Origin of the sequence: Thalassospira lucentensis (genome assembly GCF_050516545.1) — a bacterium.
Taxonomy (GTDB): domain Bacteria; phylum Pseudomonadota; class Alphaproteobacteria; order Rhodospirillales; family Thalassospiraceae; genus Thalassospira; species Thalassospira lucentensis_C.
Genome location: NZ_CP191544.1, coordinates 580,060 through 604,276, shown reverse-complemented (window position 1 = coordinate 604,276; position 24,217 = coordinate 580,060). Strand labels below are relative to the sequence as shown.

The 24,217-nt window shown below is 54.4% G+C and carries 21 protein-coding genes; 8 read left to right on the top strand and 13 right to left on the bottom strand.

Annotated features, from left to right (window positions below):
• The first annotated feature begins 73 nt into the window (after positions 1-73).
• Entirely contained in the window at positions 74-616 is a 543-nt protein-coding gene (locus ACQ0MK_RS02610) for a hypothetical protein (RefSeq protein WP_430474704.1), read from the top strand.
• 67 nt (positions 617-683) lie between these two features.
• On the opposite strand, the gene ACQ0MK_RS02605 is transcribed toward ACQ0MK_RS02610, so the two are convergent.
• The 3 genes from ACQ0MK_RS02605 to ACQ0MK_RS02595 all read right to left on the bottom strand — a co-directional run bounded on the left by ACQ0MK_RS02605 (position 684) and on the right by ACQ0MK_RS02595 (position 3,827).
• Positions 684-1,895: a YeeE/YedE family protein gene (locus tag ACQ0MK_RS02605; protein WP_430474703.1), complete on the bottom strand. Its 1,212-nt coding sequence runs from the start codon at positions 1,893-1,895 to the stop codon at positions 684-686.
• Between the two features lie 113 nt (positions 1,896-2,008).
• The gene (locus ACQ0MK_RS02600; protein ID WP_350162554.1) at positions 2,009-2,932 is read right to left on the bottom strand and encodes a sulfurtransferase; all 924 of its coding nucleotides are present in this window, start codon (positions 2,930-2,932) and stop codon (positions 2,009-2,011) included.
• 151 nt (positions 2,933-3,083) lie between these two features.
• The gene (locus ACQ0MK_RS02595) at positions 3,084-3,827 is read right to left on the bottom strand and encodes a TetR family transcriptional regulator (RefSeq protein WP_430474702.1); all 744 of its coding nucleotides are present in this window, start codon (positions 3,825-3,827) and stop codon (positions 3,084-3,086) included.
• 197 nt (positions 3,828-4,024) lie between these two features.
• Here ACQ0MK_RS02595 and ACQ0MK_RS02590 point away from each other — a divergent pair, with 197 nt between their 5' ends.
• Together ACQ0MK_RS02590 and argE are read left to right on the top strand one after the other, a co-directional pair.
• Positions 4,025-4,792 carry an NAD kinase gene (locus ACQ0MK_RS02590; RefSeq protein ID WP_430474701.1) on the top strand — a complete coding sequence of 256 codons (768 nt, stop codon included), beginning with the start codon at positions 4,025-4,027 and terminating at the stop codon, positions 4,790-4,792.
• Complete coding sequence (gene argE / locus ACQ0MK_RS02585; protein ID WP_350046317.1) at positions 4,789-5,967, top strand: acetylornithine deacetylase; 1,179 nt, start codon at positions 4,789-4,791, stop codon at positions 5,965-5,967. The genes ACQ0MK_RS02590 and argE overlap by 4 nt, the downstream gene beginning before the upstream one ends.
• A gap of 78 nt (positions 5,968-6,045) precedes the next feature.
• Here argE and ACQ0MK_RS02580 read toward each other — a convergent pair whose 3' ends face one another.
• The 5 genes from ACQ0MK_RS02580 to ACQ0MK_RS02560 form a co-directional block, all read right to left on the bottom strand.
• Positions 6,046-6,738 carry a dienelactone hydrolase family protein gene (locus ACQ0MK_RS02580; RefSeq protein WP_350162557.1) on the bottom strand — a complete coding sequence of 231 codons (693 nt, stop codon included), beginning with the start codon at positions 6,736-6,738 and terminating at the stop codon, positions 6,046-6,048.
• A gap of 121 nt (positions 6,739-6,859) precedes the next feature.
• Positions 6,860-7,402: a sarcosine oxidase subunit gamma gene (locus ACQ0MK_RS02575; protein ID WP_430474700.1), complete on the bottom strand. Its 543-nt coding sequence runs from the start codon at positions 7,400-7,402 to the stop codon at positions 6,860-6,862.
• Complete coding sequence (locus ACQ0MK_RS02570; protein WP_430474699.1) at positions 7,395-10,370, bottom strand: sarcosine oxidase subunit alpha family protein; 2,976 nt, start codon at positions 10,368-10,370, stop codon at positions 7,395-7,397. The genes ACQ0MK_RS02575 and ACQ0MK_RS02570 overlap by 8 nt, the downstream gene beginning before the upstream one ends.
• Positions 10,367-10,645, bottom strand: coding sequence for a sarcosine oxidase subunit delta (locus ACQ0MK_RS02565; protein ID WP_430474698.1), 279 nt, complete (start codon positions 10,643-10,645; stop codon positions 10,367-10,369). The genes ACQ0MK_RS02570 and ACQ0MK_RS02565 overlap by 4 nt, the downstream gene beginning before the upstream one ends.
• 24 nt (positions 10,646-10,669) lie before the next feature.
• Positions 10,670-11,923, bottom strand: a complete 1,254-nt coding sequence (locus ACQ0MK_RS02560) for a sarcosine oxidase subunit beta family protein (RefSeq protein WP_430474697.1) — start codon at positions 11,921-11,923, stop codon at positions 10,670-10,672.
• Between the two features lie 146 nt (positions 11,924-12,069).
• On the opposite strand from ACQ0MK_RS02560, the gene ACQ0MK_RS02555 reads away from it, so the two are divergent.
• The 4 genes from ACQ0MK_RS02555 (at position 12,070) to ACQ0MK_RS02540 (ending at position 17,635) form a co-directional block, all read left to right on the top strand.
• Positions 12,070-13,134, top strand: a complete 1,065-nt coding sequence (locus ACQ0MK_RS02555; protein WP_430474696.1) for a GlxA family transcriptional regulator — start codon at positions 12,070-12,072, stop codon at positions 13,132-13,134.
• 293 nt (positions 13,135-13,427) lie between these two features.
• The gene (locus ACQ0MK_RS02550; RefSeq protein ID WP_430474695.1) at positions 13,428-14,774 is read left to right on the top strand and encodes an ammonium transporter; all 1,347 of its coding nucleotides are present in this window, start codon (positions 13,428-13,430) and stop codon (positions 14,772-14,774) included.
• A gap of 35 nt (positions 14,775-14,809) precedes the next feature.
• Positions 14,810-14,974, top strand: coding sequence for a hypothetical protein (locus tag ACQ0MK_RS02545; RefSeq protein ID WP_350043083.1), 165 nt, complete (start codon positions 14,810-14,812; stop codon positions 14,972-14,974).
• Between the two features lie 276 nt (positions 14,975-15,250).
• The gene (locus ACQ0MK_RS02540) at positions 15,251-17,635 is read left to right on the top strand and encodes a DUF1989 domain-containing protein (protein ID WP_430474694.1); all 2,385 of its coding nucleotides are present in this window, start codon (positions 15,251-15,253) and stop codon (positions 17,633-17,635) included.
• A gap of 146 nt (positions 17,636-17,781) precedes the next feature.
• Here ACQ0MK_RS02540 and ACQ0MK_RS02535 read toward each other — a convergent pair whose 3' ends face one another.
• The 5 genes from ACQ0MK_RS02535 to ACQ0MK_RS02515 form a co-directional block, all read right to left on the bottom strand.
• The gene (locus tag ACQ0MK_RS02535) at positions 17,782-19,146 is read right to left on the bottom strand and encodes an NAD(P)-binding domain-containing protein (RefSeq protein ID WP_430474693.1); all 1,365 of its coding nucleotides are present in this window, start codon (positions 19,144-19,146) and stop codon (positions 17,782-17,784) included.
• Between the two features lie 68 nt (positions 19,147-19,214).
• Positions 19,215-20,255 carry a heme-dependent oxidative N-demethylase family protein gene (locus ACQ0MK_RS02530; protein ID WP_430474692.1) on the bottom strand — a complete coding sequence of 347 codons (1,041 nt, stop codon included), beginning with the start codon at positions 20,253-20,255 and terminating at the stop codon, positions 19,215-19,217.
• A 14-nt stretch (positions 20,256-20,269) separates the two neighbouring features.
• Positions 20,270-21,235, bottom strand: coding sequence for a PDR/VanB family oxidoreductase (locus ACQ0MK_RS02525; protein ID WP_430474691.1), 966 nt, complete (start codon positions 21,233-21,235; stop codon positions 20,270-20,272).
• Positions 21,232-21,843, bottom strand: a complete 612-nt coding sequence (locus tag ACQ0MK_RS02520; protein ID WP_430474690.1) for a dimethylamine monooxygenase subunit DmmA family protein — start codon at positions 21,841-21,843, stop codon at positions 21,232-21,234. The genes ACQ0MK_RS02525 and ACQ0MK_RS02520 overlap by 4 nt, the downstream gene beginning before the upstream one ends.
• Positions 21,844-21,925: 82 nt before the next feature.
• Positions 21,926-23,059 carry an aminomethyltransferase family protein gene (locus ACQ0MK_RS02515; protein WP_430474689.1) on the bottom strand — a complete coding sequence of 378 codons (1,134 nt, stop codon included), beginning with the start codon at positions 23,057-23,059 and terminating at the stop codon, positions 21,926-21,928.
• Between the two features lie 441 nt (positions 23,060-23,500).
• Here ACQ0MK_RS02515 and ACQ0MK_RS02510 point away from each other — a divergent pair, with 441 nt between their 5' ends.
• Complete coding sequence (locus tag ACQ0MK_RS02510) at positions 23,501-24,142, top strand: helix-turn-helix domain-containing protein (RefSeq protein ID WP_430474688.1); 642 nt, start codon at positions 23,501-23,503, stop codon at positions 24,140-24,142.
• Positions 24,143-24,217 lie beyond the last annotated feature (75 nt).

The window sequence follows — 24,217 nt, the reverse complement described above, 5'->3', positions numbered from 1 at the left end:
GTTCACAGCAGCACATGGGTTAGATGGCGCACACGGATTACCTGCCCCACACGGGTTAAATGCCGCACATGGATTGGCGCTGCAAGGTGATGCTGCGCACGGATTATATCCCGCACCACATGGATTCCCGGCCGAACAGGGCGACGCGGCACACGGGTTATACCCTACCCCGCATGGATTCCCAGCTGAACACGGCGATGCCGCACAAGGATTCGCCGCAGCACAGGGATTGGCCGCACCGCATGGATTATACGCCCCACACGGGTTTGCACCACAAGGTGACGCCGCACACGGGTTATACCCTGCCCCGCATGGATTTCCGGCTGAACACGGCGATGCTGCACAAGGATTCGCTGCGGCACAGGGATTGGCCGCACCGCATGGATTGTATGCCGCGCACGGGTTTGCACCACAAGGTGACGCGGCACACGGGTTATATCCTGCCCCGCACGGGTTCGCGCCACACGGGTTTGCCGCACAGGGGTTCGCGCCGCAAGGATTGGCGGCACACGGATTGGCCGCACATGGATTAACGCCGCACGGATTGCTGCCCACGGTCGGGAACGCAGCAGGTGCGGGATTGGCAACTGCCGGAATATTTGCGGTGTGGCTATAATGGTCCAGGGCAACCGCCCCGCTGGCAGCAAGGAAGACCGCACCAAACAGAAGTGTGTTTTTCTCGCTCATTTCCGGAAACCATCCATTCCAAAGACAGGACGCAGTGCAATGCCAAGCCAACTGCCCGCAAAGGCCAGAACAAACCACAACCAGCCATGAACGCTGCCCGATGCAATCCCGCTAAAGAACGCACCGATATTGCAGCCAAATGCCAAACGTGCGCCATAGCCCATCAACACCCCACCGATCGCGGCTGCAACCAGCGACGCAAGCGGCACAGAAACCTTCGGCGCAAACTTCCCGGCAAGGGCAGCCGCAAACGCAGCGCCAATCACAATGCCGAAATTCATCACCGACGTATTATCTTCAAGAACCGAATTTGCCAGCGCCTTTGCCGGCCCGGGCCAGTTCCAGAATTCCCATGTATCAACGGAAATACCGATCACTTGCGCGATTTTCGCCCCCCAAAGGCCAAACCCGAACGTGATCGACCATGGGTGACCGGCAATCAAAAGCGTCGCAACATTCAACCCGGCCAACAAAAGCCCGGTCCAAATCAACGGCCAGGGGCCATGAACCAACCGTGCAATCCCGGCGCGCGGTGCGGCCGGGGTGACTTCAAGGGTGCCATGCGCGCGCTTTTCAATCAGCACCGTAATAAGCGCGATCAGGGCCAAGCCGCCAAAGGTAACGACAAGACCACCGGTCATGCCAAATTCACGGCCAAGGCTCATTGGCGGGAGTGCCGGAAGCTCAAGCCACATTGGCAAATGCGCCGTCCCGATCACCGCACCAATAATAAAGAAGACAAGGGTTAACAACATGCGGGCACTGCCGCCGCCAACCGTAAACAGGGTTCCCGACCCGCATCCACCGCCAAGCTGCATGCCAAGCCCGAACAAAAACGCCCCGATCAGAACCGATGTCCCGACCGGTGCCACCGCCCCGACAATCGGATTGCCAAGCGGGCTTCCAAGCGCCAGCATCGGGATAAAGGCCGCAGCAGCAACACCGATCATTAAAAGCTGCGCCCGCATCGCGCGCCCGCGCTTCTCGACCGAGAAACGGCGCCAACCGCCGGTAAAACCGAACGATGCGTGATACAGCGCAATGCCAAGTATCCCGCCAAGACCATAAAGAACGGCCTGATGCAGATCGACGGCCTGCGCAATCGCAATCCCGACAATGACAAACAGCACAGCCGTAATCGCAGCCGGACCCTTGTCAAATTCAAAGCCCGATATCTGCGGGCGCGCTTTTAAGGTCGTTTCTGACATGGTGACGCTCAGTAACCTTGAATAAATTCATCAATCATGAAGCACGAACGGAACCGGGCAAAACCCGATTCCGTTGAAATTTAACCTGCCATAAAGCCAAAGGAAATGCCGGATTATTCCGGAATAACCATTTCGCGGCTCGGATCAGCAGCCCATTCGGTCAAGGAGCCATCATACATTGCAGTGTTCTTGTTGCCCATGACTTCGGACAGACCAAACCATGCAACCGATGCCCAGTGACCGGTGTTGCAATAGGTGATTTCTTTGGCGTCTTTGGCAACACCGGCATCCGCAACCAGACCTGCAATCACATCCGATGCAACAAAGGCACCGTTCTGATCGTTATAAAACTCGGACTGGGCGATGTTTTTTGCCCCCGGAACGGCACCCGCACGGGCAACAACACCGCTTTTGGTTTCGCCTTTGAACTGCGATACCGGACGGGCATCAATCAGCGCGACACCATTGGCTTGCGCCTTGGCGACATCATCGGCAGACGCCAGAAGTTCCGGGCGGAAATTGGCGTTAAAGGCAACCGCATCTGGCGCGACCGAGTCTTTTGAAACGTCTTTGCCTGCGGCAAGCCATGCGCGCTGACCCCCATCAAGAATGGTTACCGCATCGTGACCCAGAACCTTGAAGGTCCAATAAACACGGGTTGCGGCCCCAAAGTCCGAGCTGTTCTGACCTGCAGGCACAACAACCACCTGTTTGTCATTATCAATGCCAAGCGATCCGATGCGTTTGGAAATCACATCAACCGGCGGCAGCATGCCGACAACATTGTCGACCTTCGCCCGCCAGCCAAACGTGCCATATGGCGCATAAACCGAACCGGCAATGTGACCGGCATCATAGGGGCTTCCTTCTTTGGTCATCGAACGGATATCGACAACAACCAGTGACGGGTTGCCAAGATTGGCTTCGACCCAGTTGGCATCCACCAGCGGCTTGTCGGTCAGACGTTCCGCCTGCGCAGCCGTGCCGGCAAAAACAAACGCTGCTGCGGCAACAGCAGAAAGAATAAGAGAACGCATGGGGCCTGTCTCCATATTGCAAAAGTATCATAAAACTGTGGGACAGATGTAATCACGCACAGGTAAATGTCAATAACTTCATTAACACACTAATATTTTGTTTAATATGGCAAAGCAAAGAATTCACCCCCTATGCCCTTGAGCCATAAGGTCATGCGCCGCCCGGGCGCAGTCCGTTTAGATAGCGGGCAAATTCACGGGCAAACGCATCCTGGGTTTCCAGATTGCGCAAGGCCGGTGGACGGGTCAGGAACCCGTGCAAGGCAGCAATCAGGAATTCTGCCACGGCAGAGGGTTCAACATCGGTCCGCACCGTCTTGTTAAACTGTGCCTTGCCAATATGCGATGCCAGACTACGCCGCCAATAGCGATAGACACCATCGATGCGTTTGCGCAGGTTCTCATCAAGCTCCCCGGCCCCCGATGCCAACCGCGCCAAGGGACAGCCGCCTTCAAGCAAGGTCGGCGCGTCATCGCTGCCAAGCCGGTCGACCTGCCCCATCATGACCGGCAGGATGTCATCGACACCTTCAAGTTCATCAAGCCAGACTTCATCGACATAGCCCGGCAGGCAATCCTCGATCACGGCATTGACCAGCTTGGCCTTACCGGCAAAGTGGTGATACAGCGCACCCTTGGTCACACCGCTATGATCAAGGATATTATTGATCGACGCCCCGCCAAAACCGGCCCGGCGAATTTCGCCAAAGGCGGCATCAAGGATCCGTTGGCGTGTGGCATCGGGATCGCGCACCCGTTTGGGCACCAGTGCGCCGTTGGATGTGCTTTCAACTTCCATGCCTTCGCCCACTTCAAGAACCTGATCACCATCAAGGTCATCGGAACGTGAAATCCGTGAAAGGGCGGCAGAGATGCTAAAAGGTTCTTTGGACATTGCGCCAATCGGAACTGGAAAATGATCTGGAATGTCAGGTTCCACTCTTTTGGCAACAAGGTCAACAAGGCAACCCGGTTCTCAAACCTTTCTGTGATCACGAACATGACGCAGACCCTTGCAATTCAACGCAAAGCGTACTCTATTGTTGGCGAATGTCCCTATGGGGACAGCCCCAATTACCCTTCGGATAGCAGATGCAGACTGATTCCATCGCCTTCGTCGCAGCCGACACCAAGATCGCACAGGATGCAATGTATCGGCTGAAACACCGATACGGTCACACAGCCCCGGATAAGGCTGAGGTGATTGTTGCCCTTGGCGGCGATGGTTTCATGCTTGAAACCCTGCACCGTTACATGGGCCGCAAGGTGCCGATTTATGGCATGAACCGCGGAACGGTCGGGTTCCTGATGAACGAATTTCGCGAAATCGATCTGATTGATCGCATCGCCGAAGCCCAGACCGTTGAACTCAACCCGCTTCAGATGGAAGCCCACACTGTATCTGGCGAAAGCCTGTGTGCGCTGGCAATCAATGAAGTATCGCTGTTGCGCGAAACCCGACAAGCCGCCAAATTGCGCATCAAGGTCGATGGTGTTGAACGTCTGGCCGAACTGGTCTGTGATGGCGCGCTGGTCTGCACACCTGCGGGAAGTACCGCTTATAACCTTTCGGCACATGGCCCGATCCTTCCGATGGGAAGCGGGCTTTTGGCCTTAACCCCGATCAGTCCGTTTCGCCCGCGTCGTTGGCGCGGCGCGCTGTTGCCCCACGGGGCCGAAGTCGTATTCCATATCGAAAACCCGGAAAAGCGCCCGGTATCGGCTGTGGCCGACTATACCGAAGTGCGCGATGTTTCCCATGTGACGATCCGCGAAGATCGCACCATGAAGATCAAATTGCTGTTTGATCCGGAACATAATCTTGAAGAACGCATCTTGAAGGAACAATTCGTCGAATGACCACCGCCGCACTTTCACCGTCGCAATCCACCATTGACTGGTGCACGAAACTCATCGCCCACCCGTCGGTGAGCATGACGCCAAACATGGATCTGATCGACGAGGTCAAAGCATTCCTGGAAGGGCTTGGCTATCAGACGCTTGTTGTGCGCGATGAAAGCAACACCAAGGCCAATCTTTATGCCTCGATCGGTCCGGCGGTTGATGGCGGCGTGATCTTATCTGGTCACAGCGACGTGGTTCCGACCGAAGGCCAGAACTGGGCATCCGATCCCTATACCGTTGATATCCGCGATGACAAACTCTATGGCCGCGGATCATGCGACATGAAGGGGTTTCTGGCCTGCCTTCTGGCCAAGGCCGAAGCCTTTAAAAACGCTGATCTGCGCGTGCCGATCCATCTGGCCTTTACCTATGACGAAGAAGTCGGCTGCCTTGGTGTGCCAAGTCTGGTGGAGGCGATCAATAATCTGCCGAACAAACCCGCCATGTGCATCGTCGGTGAACCGACCGAGATGAAGGTCATCACCCAGCACAAAGGCAAATATTCCGCCCGCGCGCATTTCACCGGCCGATCCGGCCATTCGTCCCTTCCGGGCGAAGGTGTTAACGCGGTCGAGTTTGCATCGGAATTTGTTGTTTTCCTGCGCAAACTGGGTCGCCAGTGCCGCGATCACGGCCCGCATGACAATGATTTTGTCCCCAATCACACCACATTCCATACCGGCGTGATCAAGGGCGGCACGCAGCTTAATATCATCCCACAGAACTGCTTTGTCGATTTCGAATTCCGCAATCTGCCCAATGATGATCGCAATGCCCTCAAGGCATCCATTTTCGCCTATCTCGATGATACCCTGATCCCGGAAATGCGCGAAACCTATGACGATGTCGGGGTCGAGATCGAAGTTATCTCTGACATGCCCGGCCTTGCGACTGGCGATGACGAAGAAGTCACCAAACTGGTCATGGCCCTGACCGGGGCCAACACCACCGGCAAGGTCAGCTTTGGCACAGAAGCCGGCGTCTTTTCCGCCCTTGGCGATATCCCCACAGTCGTTTGCGGTCCGGGCAATATCGAACAGGCCCATAAGCCCGATGAATTCATCGAGATGGATCAGCTTGGCCGCTGCGAACTGTTTCTTGATAAATTGCTTGGCGTATTAACGAAGTAAGTCCCCAGACACACGACCACGACAAAGGGCTGCGAAATTCGCAGCCCTTCATAGTTCGGATCGATACAATCGACTGGCCTAGACCAGATTGGCGTCAAAAAACTCCGCCGTCCGCGCATTCGCCGTTTGCGCATCACCTTCGTCGTAATGCGCCCCGCCCTTCCGGGCAAAGGCATGGTCGCGGTCGGGATAGAAATGAAGCTCGGTCAAGGGATGATCGCCCAGCGCATCCTTGATCACGGCCTGCGCATCCGCCGGGATATATTCATCCTTACCGGCCAGATGAACAATCAGCGGGTTCTTGATGTTATCGGCTTCATTCATATAATTATTCATCCCCCCGCCATAATAGGCGGCAAAGGCATCACCATCGGTCCGCGTTGCCGACAGAAACGTCAGCAATCCACCAAGACAGAAGCCAACAACCCCGACCTTGCCGTTCGATCCCTCAATACTGCGCGCGGCCTTCATGGTGGCGGCGATATCTTCAACGCCCTTATCGACATTAAATGCCTGATAATAGCCAAATGCCTGTTTCCATTCGGCTTCGGACTTATCAGTAATGTCGATGCCCGGCTCAATCCGCCAGAACAGATCAGGACAAACCGCAATATAGCCCTGCTTGGCATAGTCATCGGCAATGCCGCGCATCACTTCATTGACGCCAAAGATTTCCTGAATAACCACGACAATCGGTGCCGGCAGCATGTCCGGCATGGCGACATAACAGTCAAAGGCACCATCCGGGGTGGTCACATTCAGCTTGGTCATCGTAAGCGTCCTCCTTGTTTTGATCTTTATGTCCAATCAATTATCGCAAGATTGTGACATGACAAGGTTTCAGGATCAAAAAATCCGCAGTTACATCGACCAGAATTTCACGCCGCCAGCGTTATTCGAACTCTGCTGCCATATGATGAAGCTCATCCCACAGGCTGACGGCAAAGCTGCGCAGCACCATGATTTCAAAACAATCTTCATCGGTGCGCGTGATCATCGCCCCGATATGCCCGATCTGGGTCATGGCCGATGTGCCCACCGCAAAGACTTCCGGCGCAAGATCAATCATCGCCCCCTTTGCCAACACATCGCGGACCTTCCCCCCGGAAACCGAAAGCCTGACACGCCCATGGGTCTGATCGGATATGGCAAAGTCATCCGGCAATTTTGCCAGAATTTCGCCCTGCCGATCCTGTGATACCTCACACGCCCCGATCCAGAACCACTGACCGGGCGACGGACTGCGAAGATCCCCGCCCACATCCGGCGCGATATCATGGATAAGCTTTTTAAGGCTGGCCTCATCTGCCTGCGCATTGCCCAAGATATGAAAAACAAACCCCGCACCAATTGGCGCGATATGCACCGCGGCATGACCATTGGCCGCAGGTTTGGCGGGAAACGGCGATACGTTATTAAGGGGGAAATCACGCATGAAGCTTCTCATTCTCTGGATCGACAAAGGCAGGATTGCAAATAATGCCGGTGACAGCCGATCCGGCCAAACCATTCCAGATAACAACTTCATCGCCATAGCGATCCGGCCCACCTTTGATCAGGGCCAGACCAATGGCATGACCCAGGCTGGGTGAATGGCACATCGATGTGACGTAACCCTGATCATTCTCAAGGCTGACTTCATCGCCGACATTTAAAATATGCGATCCGGTGGCAAATTTATCAGACGGTGATTTCGGCTTGATCCCGACCAGTGCCGGACGGGATGGATCAACCAACCCGTCGCGCAAATTCATCACCTGCCCGATAAAGTCATCCTTCTTGGTTGACACCATCCGCCCCATCCCAAGATCGGCCGGGGTGACCGTGCCATTAATCTCGGCATGGGTGACATGGCCCTTTTCAATGCGCATCACGCCAAGCGCCTCTGTCCCATAGGGTGCAATGCCATGATCCTTGCCTGCGACCATGATCGCATCGGCAACACTGTCGCCATAGCCTGCCGGGACGGCGATTTCAAACGCCAACTCGCCAGAAAACGAAATACGGAACAACCGGCCCCTAAGCCGCCCACCAAACATCGATACTTCCCGTGCGGCCAAAAACGGAAAGGCATCGTTTGAAATATCATCATCAATGATCTGACTCAGAACATCGCGCGATTTGGGCCCGGCAACCGCCATTTGCGCCCATTGATCGGTGGCCGATGCCAGACGGACATCAAGCTCCGGCCACAAAACCTGCGCACAAAATTCCAGATGGGTCAAAACACCGGCCGCAAGGGCGGTTGTCGTCGTCATGAAATAATGGTTTTCGCCCATGCGGCTTGTCGTGCCATCGTCATACACAAACCCGTCTTCGCGCAGCATGATGCCATAACGTGCCTTGCCCACCGGCAATTTCAAAAACGCATTGCAATAAACCCGGTTCAGGAATTCTGCCGCATCCGCACCAAAAATCTCGATCTTGCCAAGGGTCGATACATCGCAAATGCCGACATTGGTGCGAACGTTTAAAACTTCGCGGTCCACGCTATCACGCCAGAACGTTTCCCCGTCTTTCGGGAACCAGCTTGACCGATACCAAAGCCCGGTTTCGACAAACCTGGCCCCGTTCCCCATCGCCCAGCCATGCAGTGGCGATTTACGAACCGGTTGAAATTCAAACCCTTTGGATGCCCCGACCAGTGCGCCAAACGAAACCGGCGTATAAAACGGGCGGAAGGTGGTTGTGCCGATCTCGCCCGGGGAAACGCCCTTATTCTCGGCCAGAATGCCAATCGCGTTTACATTCGATGTCTTGCCCTGATCGGTCGCCATGCCGTTGGTGGTATAGCGCTTGGCAAGCTCGACATGATCATATCCCTCGCGCATCGCAAGATTGATATCACCGGCCGTAACATCGTTCTGAAAATCAACAAACGCCTTGCCTTTGGATGACGGAACCGACCAAAGGGCAAATGTGTGCTGACCAATATCACCGGCCTCCGCGACACCCGCAAGACTTGCCCCCTGTGCGGCAAAACCAAGCCCGCCCAATGCCGCCACGGCCGCATTGGCCCCGGCATCAAAGCAGGCCACAATGCCAACCAACCCCGTGACCGCGCCCGCAGGCGTCATGCCATCTGTGGTTTCAGGTGGCAGGAACCCGACATCCGCATCGGACCAAACCGGCTTTGCCCCGCGATGACACGCCAGATGAACAATCGGGCTATAACCGCCCGATACCGCAAGCGCATCCACCCCGATCACTTCATCGCGCCCGTCGTCATGACGCACCGTGATGGATTTAAGCCCCTTACGGCCGGATGTATCCCGGACCATCGCACCGGCGATATGGCGCGCCGTGCCTTCATAAGGCGCATTCGGGCAGTTGCGCGGATCAATGATCGCCGCAACCTCGATCCCGCGCGCTTCAAGATCAATCGCGGTTTGATAGGCCTGATTGTTATTGGCAAACAACGCAACGCGCTTGCCCGGCGCAACGCCATAGGCGTTTAAATATGTCCGCATCGCACCGGCCATCATCACGCCGGGTCGATCATTGCCACCAAACACAATCGGGCGTTCTTCGCTCCCGGTTGCCAGAATGGTGTGTTTGGCAACAATCCGCCAAAGCCGTTCCATCGCCCGGTGGGGATTGATCGCACTTTCCGCCAGATGCTTTTGCACCCTCTCAACCGCGCCAAAAACCTGATCGTCATAGGCACCAAAGACCGTCGTGCGTTTCTTGATCTCGACATTGGGCAGTGCATGAAGCTCGCCAACAATATCGGCCAATGTGACATCTGCGGGCTTATCCCCGATCATGCCGCCTTCGGCCAACATCCCGCCGCCCAACTGCGCACCTTCATCGGCAATGATAACCCGTGCGCCGGATCGACCGGCGGTCAATGCGGCGGCCAATCCAGAAGGCCCGGCACCAATGACCAACACATCGCAATGCGCCCAGCATTTCTCGTAATAGGCCGGATCGGGATCATAGCTTGCCCGGCCAAGTCCGGCTGCCTTGCGAATGATCGGCTCATAGACCTTTTCCCAAAAGGCCGCAGGCCACATGAATGTCTTGTAATAGAAACCGGCCCCCAAAAACGGGCCCAGCAATCCGTTCACCGCGCCAATATCAAAATCAACATTCGGCCAGCAATTCTGTGATCTGGCTTCCAGCCCGTCAAAAAGCTCCACCATGGTGGCACGGGTATTGGGATCGCGCCGCCCGTCGCGCCCGATGGTCAAAAGCGCATTGGGCTCTGCCGCCCCGGCACTCAGAATGCCGCGCGGTCGATGATATTTAAAACTGCGCCCAACCAGTTGTTTGCCATTGGCAAGCAAGGCCGAGGCAACCGTATCGCCGCCAAACCCGCTAAGTTTCGTGCCGTTGAATGTAAAGTTGCGCACATCACTGCGGTCAATCAGCGTGCCGCCATCAATCCGGAAACTGCTCATACCTCGCCCCCGATCTTCAAGGTGCTGGCATCAACAACGTCACTAATGTCGTGGGTCACGGTGTTGCGGCTTAACACCAACCACCGGCGGCATCCCCCGGCATGGTGCCAATATTCGCGGTGTTCGCCGCGCGGATTATCGCGCAGATAAACATGATCGAACCATGTGCTTTCATCCGCACCCGCCTTGGGGCGCGGGGTTGCGACTTCGCCGCGCACTGAAAATTCCTCGCGGGGGCGAAGGCCACAATGGGGACATTTGACAAGACTGCTCATTTCCAAATTCCTTATGCGACTTAATCAGTGCAGGTTGGCTTGGGCACCAACGCCCTTTTCGTCCAGAAGGTATCCACGCGCGAACCGATCCATGCGGAATTCGGTCGCGGTTTCATGCGGCGTGTCCTTTGCCAACAAATGGGCAAAGCAATAACCAGATGCAGGCGTCGCCTTGAACCCGCCATAGCACCAACCGCCATTGAAATAGAGATTGCCAAGATGGGTGCGATCCATGATCGGCGATCCATCCATGCTCATATCCATGATCCCGCCCCAACTGCGCAAAATGCGTACCCGCGAAAGGGCCGGGATCATCGCCATTCCGGCCTCGGCAACATGTTCAACACAGGCAAGATTTCCGCGCTGGGCATAGGAATTATATCCCTCAATATCTCCGCCAAACACCAAACCGCCCTTATCTGACTGCGACACATAAAAATGCCCGGCGCCAAATGTCACCACAGTATCGATGAAGGGTTTTAGCCCCTCGGACACAAAGGCCTGAAGCGCGTGGCTTTCAATCGGAAGACGCATACCGACCATTTGCGCCACATGGCTTGAATTCCCGGCAACGGCCATGCCGATTTTGTTGCACGTGATCGCACCGCGCGTGGTTTGAACACCTGTGACCTGATCACCGTCACGGTCAATCGCCGTGACTTCGCAGTTCTGGATGATATCAACCCCGTTCTGATCCGCCCCGCGGGCAAATCCCCATGCCACCGCGTCATGGCGCACGGTGCCGCCGCGCTTTTGCATCAGACCGCCCATAATCGGGAACCGGGCATTTTCATAATCAAGGAAGGGCAGTTTTTCGCGCAACTGATCACGGCCCAAAAGATCGGCATCAACCCCGTGCAGGCGCATGGCATTGCCACGGCGGGTATAGGCATCGCGCTGCGCATCGGAATGAAACAGATTGATCACGCCGCGCTGGGACACCATGGCGTTAAAATTGAAATCCTGTTCCAGCCCTTCCCACAGCTTCATGGAAAATTCGTAGAACGGGTTATTCCCCTGCAACAAATAGTTCGACCGAATGATCGTCGTGTTGCGCCCGACATTCCCCGAACCCAGATATCCCTTTTCCAGCACCGCCACATTGCGCACGCCAAACACCTTTGACAGGTAATAGGCCGTCGCCAATCCATGCCCGCCGCCACCAATAATGATCACGTCATAATGCGGTTTCGGGTCCGGATTGCGCCATGCCGGCTTCCAGTTCTTGTTCTTGGAAAAGGCATTGCCAAGCAATGACAGGGCTGAATAACGCATCATGGTTCTTTCGCTGTTGCCCGGTTTAGAAATCCTGAAGGACCAACCGATCTTGACACAGCCTTGAAATGCAGCTTGTCTAAAAAGGACATCTAATAACAAATTTGCGACATGCGTTTTTACGCATTCCCATCACAAGGCAGCAGGCCATGACATCAAACAGCCAGACGCCAATCCACAAGACGTCACCCCACAAGACGCCAACCCACAAAACATTGCCCCGCACAACAGCGGCAAATACCGGCCCATCCCATCCCGGCGGTGCTGCGTTGCCAGCGGTCCAGAACATTGGGTTCTTATTGCTGCCTGACTTTGCCTTGATGTCTTATGCCTCGGCGATAGAACCCCTTCGTGCTGCCAACCTTCTTACCGGGCAGTCAATTTATAGAATCCTGAATTATTCGGCATCCGGCGGGAATGTATTATCGTCATCTGGCACGATGGTCCCCACCACGCCAATCGCGCAGGCCCCAACCAGCTTGCACAGCTTGTTTGTCTGTGCCGGTGGTCATCCATCTCAATGGCAGGCACCGGGCATGTTTCCGGCTTTACGCAAACTGGCCCGCTGGGGCGTTCGTTTGGGCGGTATATCAAGTGGGGCTTATATTCTGGCTGCGGCCGGGTTGCTTGCCCAACGACAATTCACCATTCATTGGGAACATGCCCCGGCCTTGATCGAAGCATTTCCCGATTTGGAACCGCAACGTGCCCGGTTTGTCATTGATGGCGACCGGATCACCTGTGGTGGCGGGGTTGCGCCACTTGATATGATGCATGCCATGATCGCCGAAAATCTGGGGTCCGATTTTGCCACCCGCGTATCGGACTGGTATCTTCATACCCATGTTGGCGTTTCAAGCGGATCACAACGCGCATCCCTTGCCGAACGCTATAACGTCCATCATGCCGGGTTGCTTCGGGTTCTGGAAAAGATGGAAACCACCATCGAAGATCCCAAATCCCGCGATGAAATGGCCCGCTTCGCCCGCCTTTCAAGCCGCCAACTTGATCGTCTTTTTGTTCAGCATCTTGGCAAATCGTTCCTTGAAACCTACCGACTGGTCCGTTTGGATCATGCCAAAAAGCTCCTTACCCAAAGTGCGCTGAGTATTTCAGAAATCGCCTTCGCCACCGGCTTTTCCAACAGCAGCCATTTTTCGCGCAGCTTCAAGGAAACCTATGGTGTCACTCCCGGCAAAGCCCGTCGTACCTGAACCCACCCTTTTGGCGAACATCCTGTCCAACCGAAGGATGCATTTCCCGAACCCTGATTTCGACAGAATCGGCACGACTCAGCGAGTCTGATTATTAGATGCGCAGTGATTTTTGACGTCTAATTTTTACGCATATCAAATCTCACGCACATTTCAGCAAATTTAACATATTGAATTTATTATATTTATTGCGACGCACAATAAAAAACACTTTTCAACTTGTTCACTACAAGGAATTGATTTTTAATAAAAGGAATGTCCATCGGGGGGCATTTTGTGATGGAGAGACTAAAATGGAACAATCCGTACCGGAGTTGATGGCGAGGCTTGATAGCCTTGAGACATCGCTCAGCATGGCAACGACCATCAATTCCGAAGTTTTCTATTGGTGGTGCACAGCGCTGATGCTTGCCATTCATGCAGGCTTCCTTGCTTATGAAATGGGTGCGTCACGCGCAAAGAACGCACTTGCTTCTGGCATGAAAAACCTGATCGCGTTCGCATTCTTGGTCCCAACCTTCTATTATGTCGGTTGGTGGATCTACCTTGCGTTCCCGACAGGTTTCAGCATTTCCGAAGGATCCGAGGCAGGTCTGCCCTGGAGCCAATATATGGGGCCGAACCTGACCGATAACGCATCGGGCATTTTCTATGCGGCCTTCACGCTGTTCGCAGCAACCACCGCCTCGATCATGTCGGGTTCGGTGATCGAACGTATCCGTATTTCCGGTTTCACGATCCTTGCGATCTTCCTTGGCTCGGTTGTCTGGATTCTTGGCGCATCCTGGGGCTGGCACCCAGATGGCTGGCTTACCACCGAGTGGGGCCTGCATGACGTTGGTGCCGCAGGTGCGGTTCATACTGTAGCCGGTTTCTTCACCCTTGGTGTTCTGATCAATCTTGGCCCACGTATCGGTCGCTTTAACGCCGATGGCACGGTCAACAATATCAATGGCCATAACATGCCGATGTCGTTGATTGGTCTGATGCTCATCGTGATGGGCTTCTTTGGCTTCCTCGGCGGTTGCATCATCTATACCGGCGACACCTGGATGACCATTTACAACACCCCGGCAACCCTGTCGGCATTCGCATTCAACACCCTGATGGGCGTTGCTGGCGGCATGATCGGTGCGTATCTGGTGACCCGTGATCCGTTCTGGATGATGTCTGGTGCCCTGATCGGTGTGATCTCGTCTGCTCCGGCACTTGATCTTTACTATCCGGGCCTTGCATTCCTGATCAGCTTCGGCGGCGGTTGCGTCATGCCGAAACTTAACGACATCCTCGTCGAGAAATTCAAAATCGATGATGCTGTTGGTGCGGTTGCCGTGCATGGCTTTGGCGGTGTCTGGGGCCTTGTCATGGCGGGCATCTTTGCGTCGGGTTACCCGAACGTTGCCGGTCCTGAAATCTCGTTTGTTGGTCAGCTTTCAAGTGCTGTTGTCTTCATGGTTCTCGGCTTTGCTCCGGGTTACGTCCTGTCCTACATCCTCAAGGTTGTTGGACTGCTGCGTGTCACCGAGAAAGCAGAGATTGCCGGTCTGGACATCGCCGAAGTTCCGACAAGCGCCTATCCGGAAAGCACTGTTCCGGCTGCGTTTGCCAACGATCCTACTTCGCCGACCCCGGCTGAGTAATCTTGTTCTGAACGTTTAGACAAGGAAACTGAAAAATGAATACAGCTCCGCTTACAAGCTGGGAAGGTGCAGAGGCCTATTTCACCTTTGCTGACAAACCGGCCCTTCTTGTTCTGTTCACGCTGATTGGTGTTGGCGTCTGTGTATGGACCATTGCTTCGATGGCCATGCATGAGAACAAAGCATACAAAGACATGTAATCTGATGGATTGTCCGGGTGTGTTGCCAACCTGCCCTGAACCCAACCGGCAACACACCCTTCAACCACAATCAGAAAGGCCAGCATCATACTGGCCTTTCTGTCTTTCTTCGGAAAATCGCGATTAAGGATCGGGACGAAAAGAGTGTAAAATGCCGCAACGCCTGCAAAACTGACTGGCCTTCCCCTGCACACCGCACGCCGCACGCATTTGGCCCCTAACATCCACCATCCCCGCTGCCTTAGGGCCCATAGTCATACACCGCATGAGGCCACGATGATCAACCCCGCCCAAGCATCTGCGCCCTACCCCCATTCTGTGCGTGCCGCACGCCCCAGTCGCATCCTCAATGCCGGGCGTACCGACATGGCCCGCAATACCGAACGCTATGAAATTCCCGGTCGGGGTGCCGCCCTGATCCCGATACGCGAAGGCGATCAGTTGGTTCTGACCAATGCCGAAGGCATGCAATCGGTCGAACTGATTGCCCTTGATCCGGACGGCAAATCCTGTCCGTCGATCTTTCACCGTTTGCCACACGGGGCACCACGCGGCTTGATGGAACTTCTTAGCACCGCCTTTGATGAAAGCCTGACCCGCTTTGCCCGCACGTTAAAACGCCGCGATGTGCAACTTGAAACCTGCATGGCATTCCGGCTGTTTGGCAATAGCAGCCCGGCCGGCGACACAATCGAGCTAACCGCAAATCTCGATGGCTTTGTCATTATCGCCACCCCGGCACCCTTGATGCAGATTGATGCCCATAACACGGCAAGTCCGGTGACCGCCCTGATCACGCGTGCGCGCCATACCGACCCTTACAGCTTTGCCCTGCCTGATCCTTTGTCTGATCCCAAACTTGATCTTCGGATCAATGCCGCCACCGCGCAGGCTTATGAAATCAAGGCCGGTGACTACATCCAGATTCTTGATGTTGATGGTCGGCAATGCACTGATTTCCAATGCTTTGACGCCCGCAAACTGGATCGCGGCATTCAGAACCCGCTGGATGTCACCACCACCCGGACCCTGATGGGCCATGCCTATCCGATGCCCGGTCTGCATGCGAAATACTATGATCAGGACATGGACCCTCTGGTTGAAGTTATTCAGGACACCTGCGGGCGGCATGATGCCTTTGCCATGGCCTGTGCGGCAAAATATTACGATGATATCGGCTATCCGGGGCATGTGAACTGTACCGATAATTTTAACATGGCCCTTGCCAATCACGGCGTTGATCAGCGCGCGGGCTGGATGGCGATCAATTTCTTTTTCAACACCGGCATTGATGATCATGGGGTGATGTATGCCGATCAACCATGGTCGCGCCCCGGCGATTACGTTTTGCTGCGCGCCATGACTGATCTTGTCTGTGTCTCATCCGCCTGCCCGGATGACACTACTGCCGCCAATGGCTGGAAACCCACCGACATCCATATTCGAAGCTATGACGCGACAGAAAAATTCACCCATGCCGTTGCCTGGCGTCCCACAGCAGAGGCCGAAGCAAAAATGACCAAAGAAACTGCCTTCCATTCCCGTTTTGGCGAACTGACCCGCAATTTCGTCGATTATAAAGGCTTCTGGCTGGCGCATGAATACACCGGCTTTGGCATGATCGAAGAATATTATGCCTGCCGCCAAAAGGCCGTGGTGATTGACCTGTCCGCCCTGCGCAAGTTCGAAGTCACCGGGCCTGATAGCGAAGCCCTTTTGCAATATTGCCTGACCCGCAATGTCAAAAAACTTGGCATTGGTCAGGTCGTCTATTCTGCCATGTGCTATCCCCATGGCGGCATGATTGATGATGGAACGCTCCTGCGACTTGGGCAGGATAATTTCCGCTGGATTTGCGGTGACGATTACAGTGGTGTGTGGCTGCGCGAACAGGCTGAAAAACTGGGCCTACATGTCCTGATCCGATCCTCAACCGATCAGATGCACAATATCGCCGTTCAAGGCCCAAAAAGCCGCGATATCCTGCGTGACATCATCTGGACACCCCCGCATCAGCCAAAACTTGATGAAGTCGGCTGGTTCAAATTCACCATCGGACGGATCGGTGATGCCAAGGGCGCACCTGTTGTCGTCTCGCGCACGGGCTACACTGGCGAACTTGGTTATGAAGTCTGGTGCCACCCAAAGGATGCAACAACGGTCTTTGATGCCATCTGGGACGCCGGTATTCCCCATGAACTGACACCAATGGGATTGGCCGCCCTTGATATGGTGCGGATCGAAGCCGGGCTGATTTTTGCCGATTACGAATTTTCCGATCAAACCGACCCATTCGAAGCCGGGATCGGCTTTACCGTGCCGCTTAAATCCAAAGAAGATGATTTCATCGGCCGCGACGCCCTGATCCGGCGCAAGGAACATCCATCACACAAACTGGTCGGCATCGAGATTGATGGCAATGTCGCCGCTGGCCACGGCGATTGCGTTCATATTGGTCGGGCCCAAATTGGCGAAGTTACCAGTGCGATGCGATCCCCAATATTGGGCAAAAACATTGCCCTCGCACGTGTTGATATTGCCCACGGGGAAATCGGCACCGATGTCGAGATTGGCAAGCTTGATGGTCAGATGATGCGCCTGCCCGCCAAAATCACAGCCTTCCCCCATTACGATCCGGAAAAGACCAAACCGCGGTCCTGATCTCGGCATTCGATCCGGGGACCATATCGGGCAAAAAAGCAATCCTCATACAAAAAGAACCCCGCGCATGATGCGCGGGGGTGACTGCGAGTTTGCTTTGCCAAGATGGCCGGGTTTTATTATTCACTTTTTTTGAATAATCAGGCTTATTCTGCAGCGTTGGTTTTTAATCCGGTCTGCAAATAAGCTTCCAGACTGTCGTCAAGTTCTTCAAGCCACGGTGTGTGATGGGCGGGCGACATATTGCCGGTCATAAGCGACCGATAGGACTTGTTGCGATAGCCCATAATGTCATGCGCCTTGTCATGTTCCCATTCCTCAAACGTCTTGTTCACCCCTTCGATGTCAAACATCGGATAGTCTGTCATTTCAATGAGATGGGCGGTATAATCGCCCTGGAACCAGATCATGTCATGATCATCTTTCAGCGCTTCTTCCCGGTCGCGCCATGCCTGACTATCGGCCTTCATTTCATCTTTGTCCGGGATCGCAATCCGCCCCATCACCACATCACGCGCATACCACGCCTGGGCATCAAACATGTTGAAGGTATAAAACTGATCCTGCATGCCAAGATATAAAAGCTTGGGATTTTCATCCCAGACAACGCCCTTATAAAGTCCAAGCGGCCACAAACGGTTAGCGGTTTTCAAACGCAGATCATCGGTCAAAAACGGGAAGTGGTGCTGATAGCCGGTACACAGAATAATCGCATCCACATCGCGGGTTGAGCCATCCTTGAAATAGGCCGTATTGCCCTCGACCTTTTCCAGAAGCGGCACTTCTGACCAGTTATCAGGCCAGTCAAAACCAATCGGATTGGTCCGGTGGCTGACCGTGACCGATTTACAGCCATATTTATAGCATTGCGATCCGATATCTTCGGCCGAATAGGACGTGCCGATAATCAGGATATCCTTGTCTTTGAATTCCAGCGCATCGCGGAAATCATGGGCATGGAGGATACGCCCGCCGAACGTATCAAAACCGGGGAATTCCGGCACATTCGGGGTTGAGAAATGCCCGTTTGCGACAATGACATAGTCAAATTCTTCGGACGCGACGACATCGTTTTCAAGATCGTGCGATGTTACCGTGAAGGTCTTGCTAAAATCGTCAAATTCGACACTGCGCACAGGGGTTCTGAACCGCACCCATGATCGCACATCAGCCTTTTCAACCCGGCCCTTGATGTAATCCCAGACCACCGCACGCGGCGGATAGGATGCGATGGGCTTGCCGAAATGTTCTTCGAACGAATAATCGGCAAATTCCAGACATTCCTTTGGCCCGTTTGACCACAGATAGCGATACATCGATCCATGGATCGGTTCGCCATATTCATCAAGCCCGGTGCGCCATGTGTAATTCCACAATCCGCCCCAGTCGTCCTGCCGTTCAAAACAAACGATTTCGGGGATTTCCGCCCCCTTGGCAGCTGCGGATTGAAAGGCACGCATTTGTGCCATGCCCGACGGGCCTGCCCCAATGATAGCAACGCGAAGTGTCATAGCCTTATATCCCCTGATAAACCTTTTTTGGTCGTGTCCGCCGAGCGTTTTTTATGCAAGGCGGTTGATCAGTCGGGGAAAATCCCCGGTGACGTCGGCGCACCGTCGTCAAATTGCGCAAGCCACGCCACCAGCATCGGGTGGTAGCGCGACAACCCTTTGTATTCGACAAGTTCCGGGCGCAAATCGCGCATCACACGATGCAGGCGGCGGCCCCATTTCGGCTGGGTGACGACTTCGTTCATCGCCATCAAATATGTCCGGATCGGAAACAGGATCGCGTTGGAGCGCGGCAGACGCCAAAAGGTCTGAAGTTCCACCCGCAGATGGATTTTTTCACCGATATTATCGGGCGTTACCGTCATCCGGTCCGGGCCCCATTTGGGATAGTTTTCCGGACTGGTATCCAGACGCGGATTGACCGTCAGCGTCCAGTTCAAACGCCGCGACGGTTGGCCTTGTGGCAAGGATAACAGGTATTTCAAGGCCCGCTGAAACACACCCAACTCATGGGCAAGTGGAACCGGCGCATGCCATTCGAAAAAGTTCATGCCGATATCAAAATCAAGCGACCAGTCGGCCTGTGCGGTAATGATCCCGGCATCCAGCCAAAGATTACCATCGCGCTGATCCAAAATGGCGTGGTCGCCCTGCACCTGACGGCCGATATATTCCATCGGATGGCACGGCAATGTCGATGTATCGCCAAAGGTAAATGTATCGTCGATCTGAAGCGGCTTGTTGATCCAGTGCCAACGATCCCCGTCCATGGTCAGTTCAAACAGGTCGGGATAGTCCCGCGCCTTGGAGGCCATCACCAGTTCAAGAAAATCCCATCCGGCGGTTTCCATATGCGGCAAGGCCTGACACCGGCCCGGATCATCAGCCAGCACAAGGGCGCGATCCTTCATTTCCGCGACGTAATGTTCGTCCACATCAAAGGCATGTTCAAACGGGCTTCCGACCCGCGTTGCGTGATGCGGTTCCACATTGGTCGAATACATGTATGTGTCTTCGGGAAACGGGAACGGAAAACGCGGGATATTTCCCGGACTGTTGGCATAGGTGAAATCGTTGCGGAAGGTTTCGTTTCTAAACTGAATGGTCATGTTTCCATCCTCCCTTACAGATCAAGTTCAAGCCGCTTGCCGCTAAACCGCGACACGCAAGGCATGATGAATTTCTTGGACTCACGCTGATCACCTTCAAGCCAGTGATCATTGTGGACAATGTCCCCGTCACAGGCGACAATTTGGGTCTCGCACTGCCCGCAGGCGCCGGAACGACACAGGCAATTCACCGGCGTCCCGGAAGCCTCGATTGCTTCAAGCAGGCTTTCCTCCGGCCCGACATCAATATCGATCCCGGCCTTGGCCAGATGGACCGAAAATGCCTTGCCCATCGGTGGGGAAAGGAAATGTTCGAAATGAATGTGCGCTGCGGGCCAGCCAAGACTGGTTGCGGCCTGAACTACTGCTTCGATCATGCCTTTGGGACCACACACATAGACATGCGTGCCAAGCGGCTGATCCGATAACAGCGCATTTAGATCCAGCTTGTCGCCAACATCGTCGCAGCAACAATTCACGACATCGCCAAACTGGTCTTTGAGACTGTCCATATAGGCCGCTTGCGATGCTGAACGGGCCGTATAGTGCAATTCAAACGCCATCCCCAATTCACGCGCCTGGGTCATCTGGGCGATAAACGGCGTGATGCCAATGCCGCCTGCGATCATCAAATGCTTCTTCGCCCGCAGATCGAGGGCAAACAGGTTCACCGGGCTTGAGATTTTCATCTCCATCCCCGTTTTGACCTTTTCATGCATGAATTTCGATCCACCGCGCCCGTCATCATCGCGGCGGACGGAAATGGCATATTGCCCGCGCTCAAACGGTGAACTCATCAGCGAATAGGCATTTTTGCGCTTGGTCGGACCGTCGTGCATTTCAACCACGATATGCGCCCCGCCGGAAAAGGCCGGCAGGATATCGCCGTTGATATGCTTGAATTCAAACCGCTTGATGATTGAATTAACGTCAACAACCTTGCTGACAACCACCGGGATCAAATGATCGGACGCACTCATTTGAACACCTCCCTGATCTCGACCGTTTCCGAGCGGTCTTCGGCATTGATGCACACCCCCTGAAAGGCGGCCAGTCGGCGGGAATAGTGATCGCGCACCAACAATAGCAAATCACAAGACGGACATTTGGCCGGCTGGGTGGTGACGTTTTCGATCATGGTTTTGCAATGAACGCACTGAACGCGCCGGGCAAGACTGCCGCGATGTTCACAGTGAACAGCACTATGGTCCAAACCGCATTCTTCGCCCTTGGCAACCGCCTTGCCAATCAGGCCTTCGGTCCCGGCAAGGTAAAGCTGGCTGCCCATCTTGGCATCTAGCAGCCATTCACCCAGTTTGGTGACGGCTTCATCTATGGTCGGGAAATGTTCGAACTGCTTGGCACCAAGGGCATAAAGGGCCGTGATCAGGCCATTTTCGCCCGGTGTCGGCACGTAAAGGATATGGACCTTTTCCATAAATCCCTTGGGTGCTGCCTCGGCAACCCGAATGACACATTCGGCACCGGATGCATCAGCAACAAAATAATGCGCCAGCCCCGGCGCAATCGCCAAGGTGCCATAGGTCGGCCGGGATAGAATACTTTCTTCGATAAGACTCTCAGACATGGTAGCGGGGTCCCATTCTGTTAGAAACCACATGGATCAGGCAGGCGATCCGGGGGCGTCTAACAGCCCCCGGTGTGGCCTGTTATCCTTTGGCTGTTCTTTTTGATTTGCTTGGATCATCGAACGGCATCGTGTGGGCAATTGCGCCTAGCGGGCCACTTTCGCCGACGACTTCAAGCCGCACGCCTTGCTCCGCGCATTCGACCGCCATCCGGCCAATCGCCATGGTTTGATCTTTGAGCGGGGAATACATCGCACAGGTCACAACACCAACCTTGGTGCCGTCCTTCGATATTTCCGCGCCTTCGGCCGGAACTTCTTTGCCGTCAAACAAAAGGCCAAAGATTTTAAAGCGTTCCTTGCCCTTAAGACGGTAATGTTCTTCGGCCCCGCGGAAACCGGTTTTGCCGGGGCTGACCGTGAAATCAAGGCCAAGTTCCCAAAGCGTATCGCCCGGACCTTCATTTTCGAACGGATACATCTGCGAGTTATCATACGGATAAAACAGCAGGTAACTTTCGACACGCAGCATATCAAGGGTGGTAAAGCGCGACGGGATGATGCCCATATCGGCACCTTCGGCAACGATCCGATCCCAGATCATGCCGGCATCCTGCGCACGACAGAAAATCTCATACCCCCGTTCGCCGGTATAGCCGGTCCGTGAAATCATCACCGGTGCGTCAAACAGACGTGTCTGCATATGATGGAAATACGGCAAGTCGCGAATGCCCGGCACATATTCGGCGAGATAATCCACCGCAATCGGCCCCTGCAGGGAAAGATCATGCAGATCATCATCAAAGCGGATCGATACATCGCGGCCAACGGCGGCCTTGGTCAGTTCTTCATGGCCTGTGCCCGATCCATGGACAACCATCCATGAATTCGGCCCCATGCGATAGATGACGCAATCATCGGTGAACTTGCCCTGATCATTGAGCATGCAGGCATAAACAGACTTGCCCGGATAGATTTTTTCGACATTACGGGTCGTGGCATAATCAATGACATGGGATGCGTGTGGACCTGTGATGTGGACCTTTTTCAGGCCCGATACATCCATGATCCCGGCCTTGGTCCGGATCGCGATATATTCTTCGTCCCAGTCCTTATCATACGTCCAGGCCGTGCCCATTCCGCTCCAATCTTCAAGATTGGAGCCAAGGGCGCGGTGTCGGTCGGCAAGGGCGGAAAATCTCCAGCTTGCAGTCATTGTTATGGCCTCCTGATTATAGTCGCCGCGGCGCACAATCAGCACGCAAACACTGGCTTTTTATGGTGCGTATTCTGGCCGTATCTCATTCGCTAACGCAACAATTATTTTCATTTAGTTCAATATTTATTCCTCATGGGCTATTTTAGCACGGCATTGCAACATTCAAATTGCGTCCTCATATCCAGATCAGGCCGACAATTATTTTCCCATCAGTTGATAAACCTTTCCTGACAGTTTAGATGTGACAGGAAGGGCGGCGCATGAACCAGCGCCCGACACAAAAAAACGGGCCGTAAAAAACGGTCCAAATGGAAACCCAGGAAACGAACAGCAAACGCACCGGGCAATGCCCCGGTGACGAAGGAAGCCGCCGATATGGCAAGCGAAAAGACCAAGAAACCGCACCCGACCGACATGACACGCGCGCAAGGAGTACACATGGATCCCATGAATAAACCGGTTGCCCTCACCCAGGACCCGCATGCCCTTCGTGAACCGAAGGAAAACAATCTGGAAATCGCGATCGGACATGAAGTCCGTGCCCTGCGTAAGAAACTTGGCATCACGATTGCCGACCTTGCATCTGCCACCGGCATCTCGATGGGGATGCTGTCGAAAATTGAAAATGGCGTGACTTCACCATCCCTGACATCGCTTCAGGCCCTGGCAAGTGCACTTGGCGTGCCCCTGACCGATTTCTTCCGACGTTATGAAGAACCGCGCAATGCGGTGTTTGTGAAATCGGGCGAAGGCATTGCGATTGAACGACGCGGAACCCGCGCGGGTCATGAATATAACCTGCTGGGCCATATCGATAACAACACAAGCGGTGTTGTGGTCGAGCCGTACTTACTGACCCTGACCGAGGAGTCGAGCAGCTTCCCCGCCTTCCAGCATGAAGGCATGGAACTCATCTATATGCTTGAGGGTGAAGTGCGCTATCGCCACGGCGATCAGCTTTTTTACATGCAAGCGGGTGACAGCCTGTTTTTTGATGCTGATGCGCGTCACGGACCCGAAGAACTTCTTTCATTCCCAATACGTTACCTGTCGATCATCTGTTACCCGGCGCGGGGGTAAACTTTCCTGATGGTGAAAATTATAATTCACCCTCATGAAATTTTTATTCTTAACAGTTGATTCCGTAAATTTGAG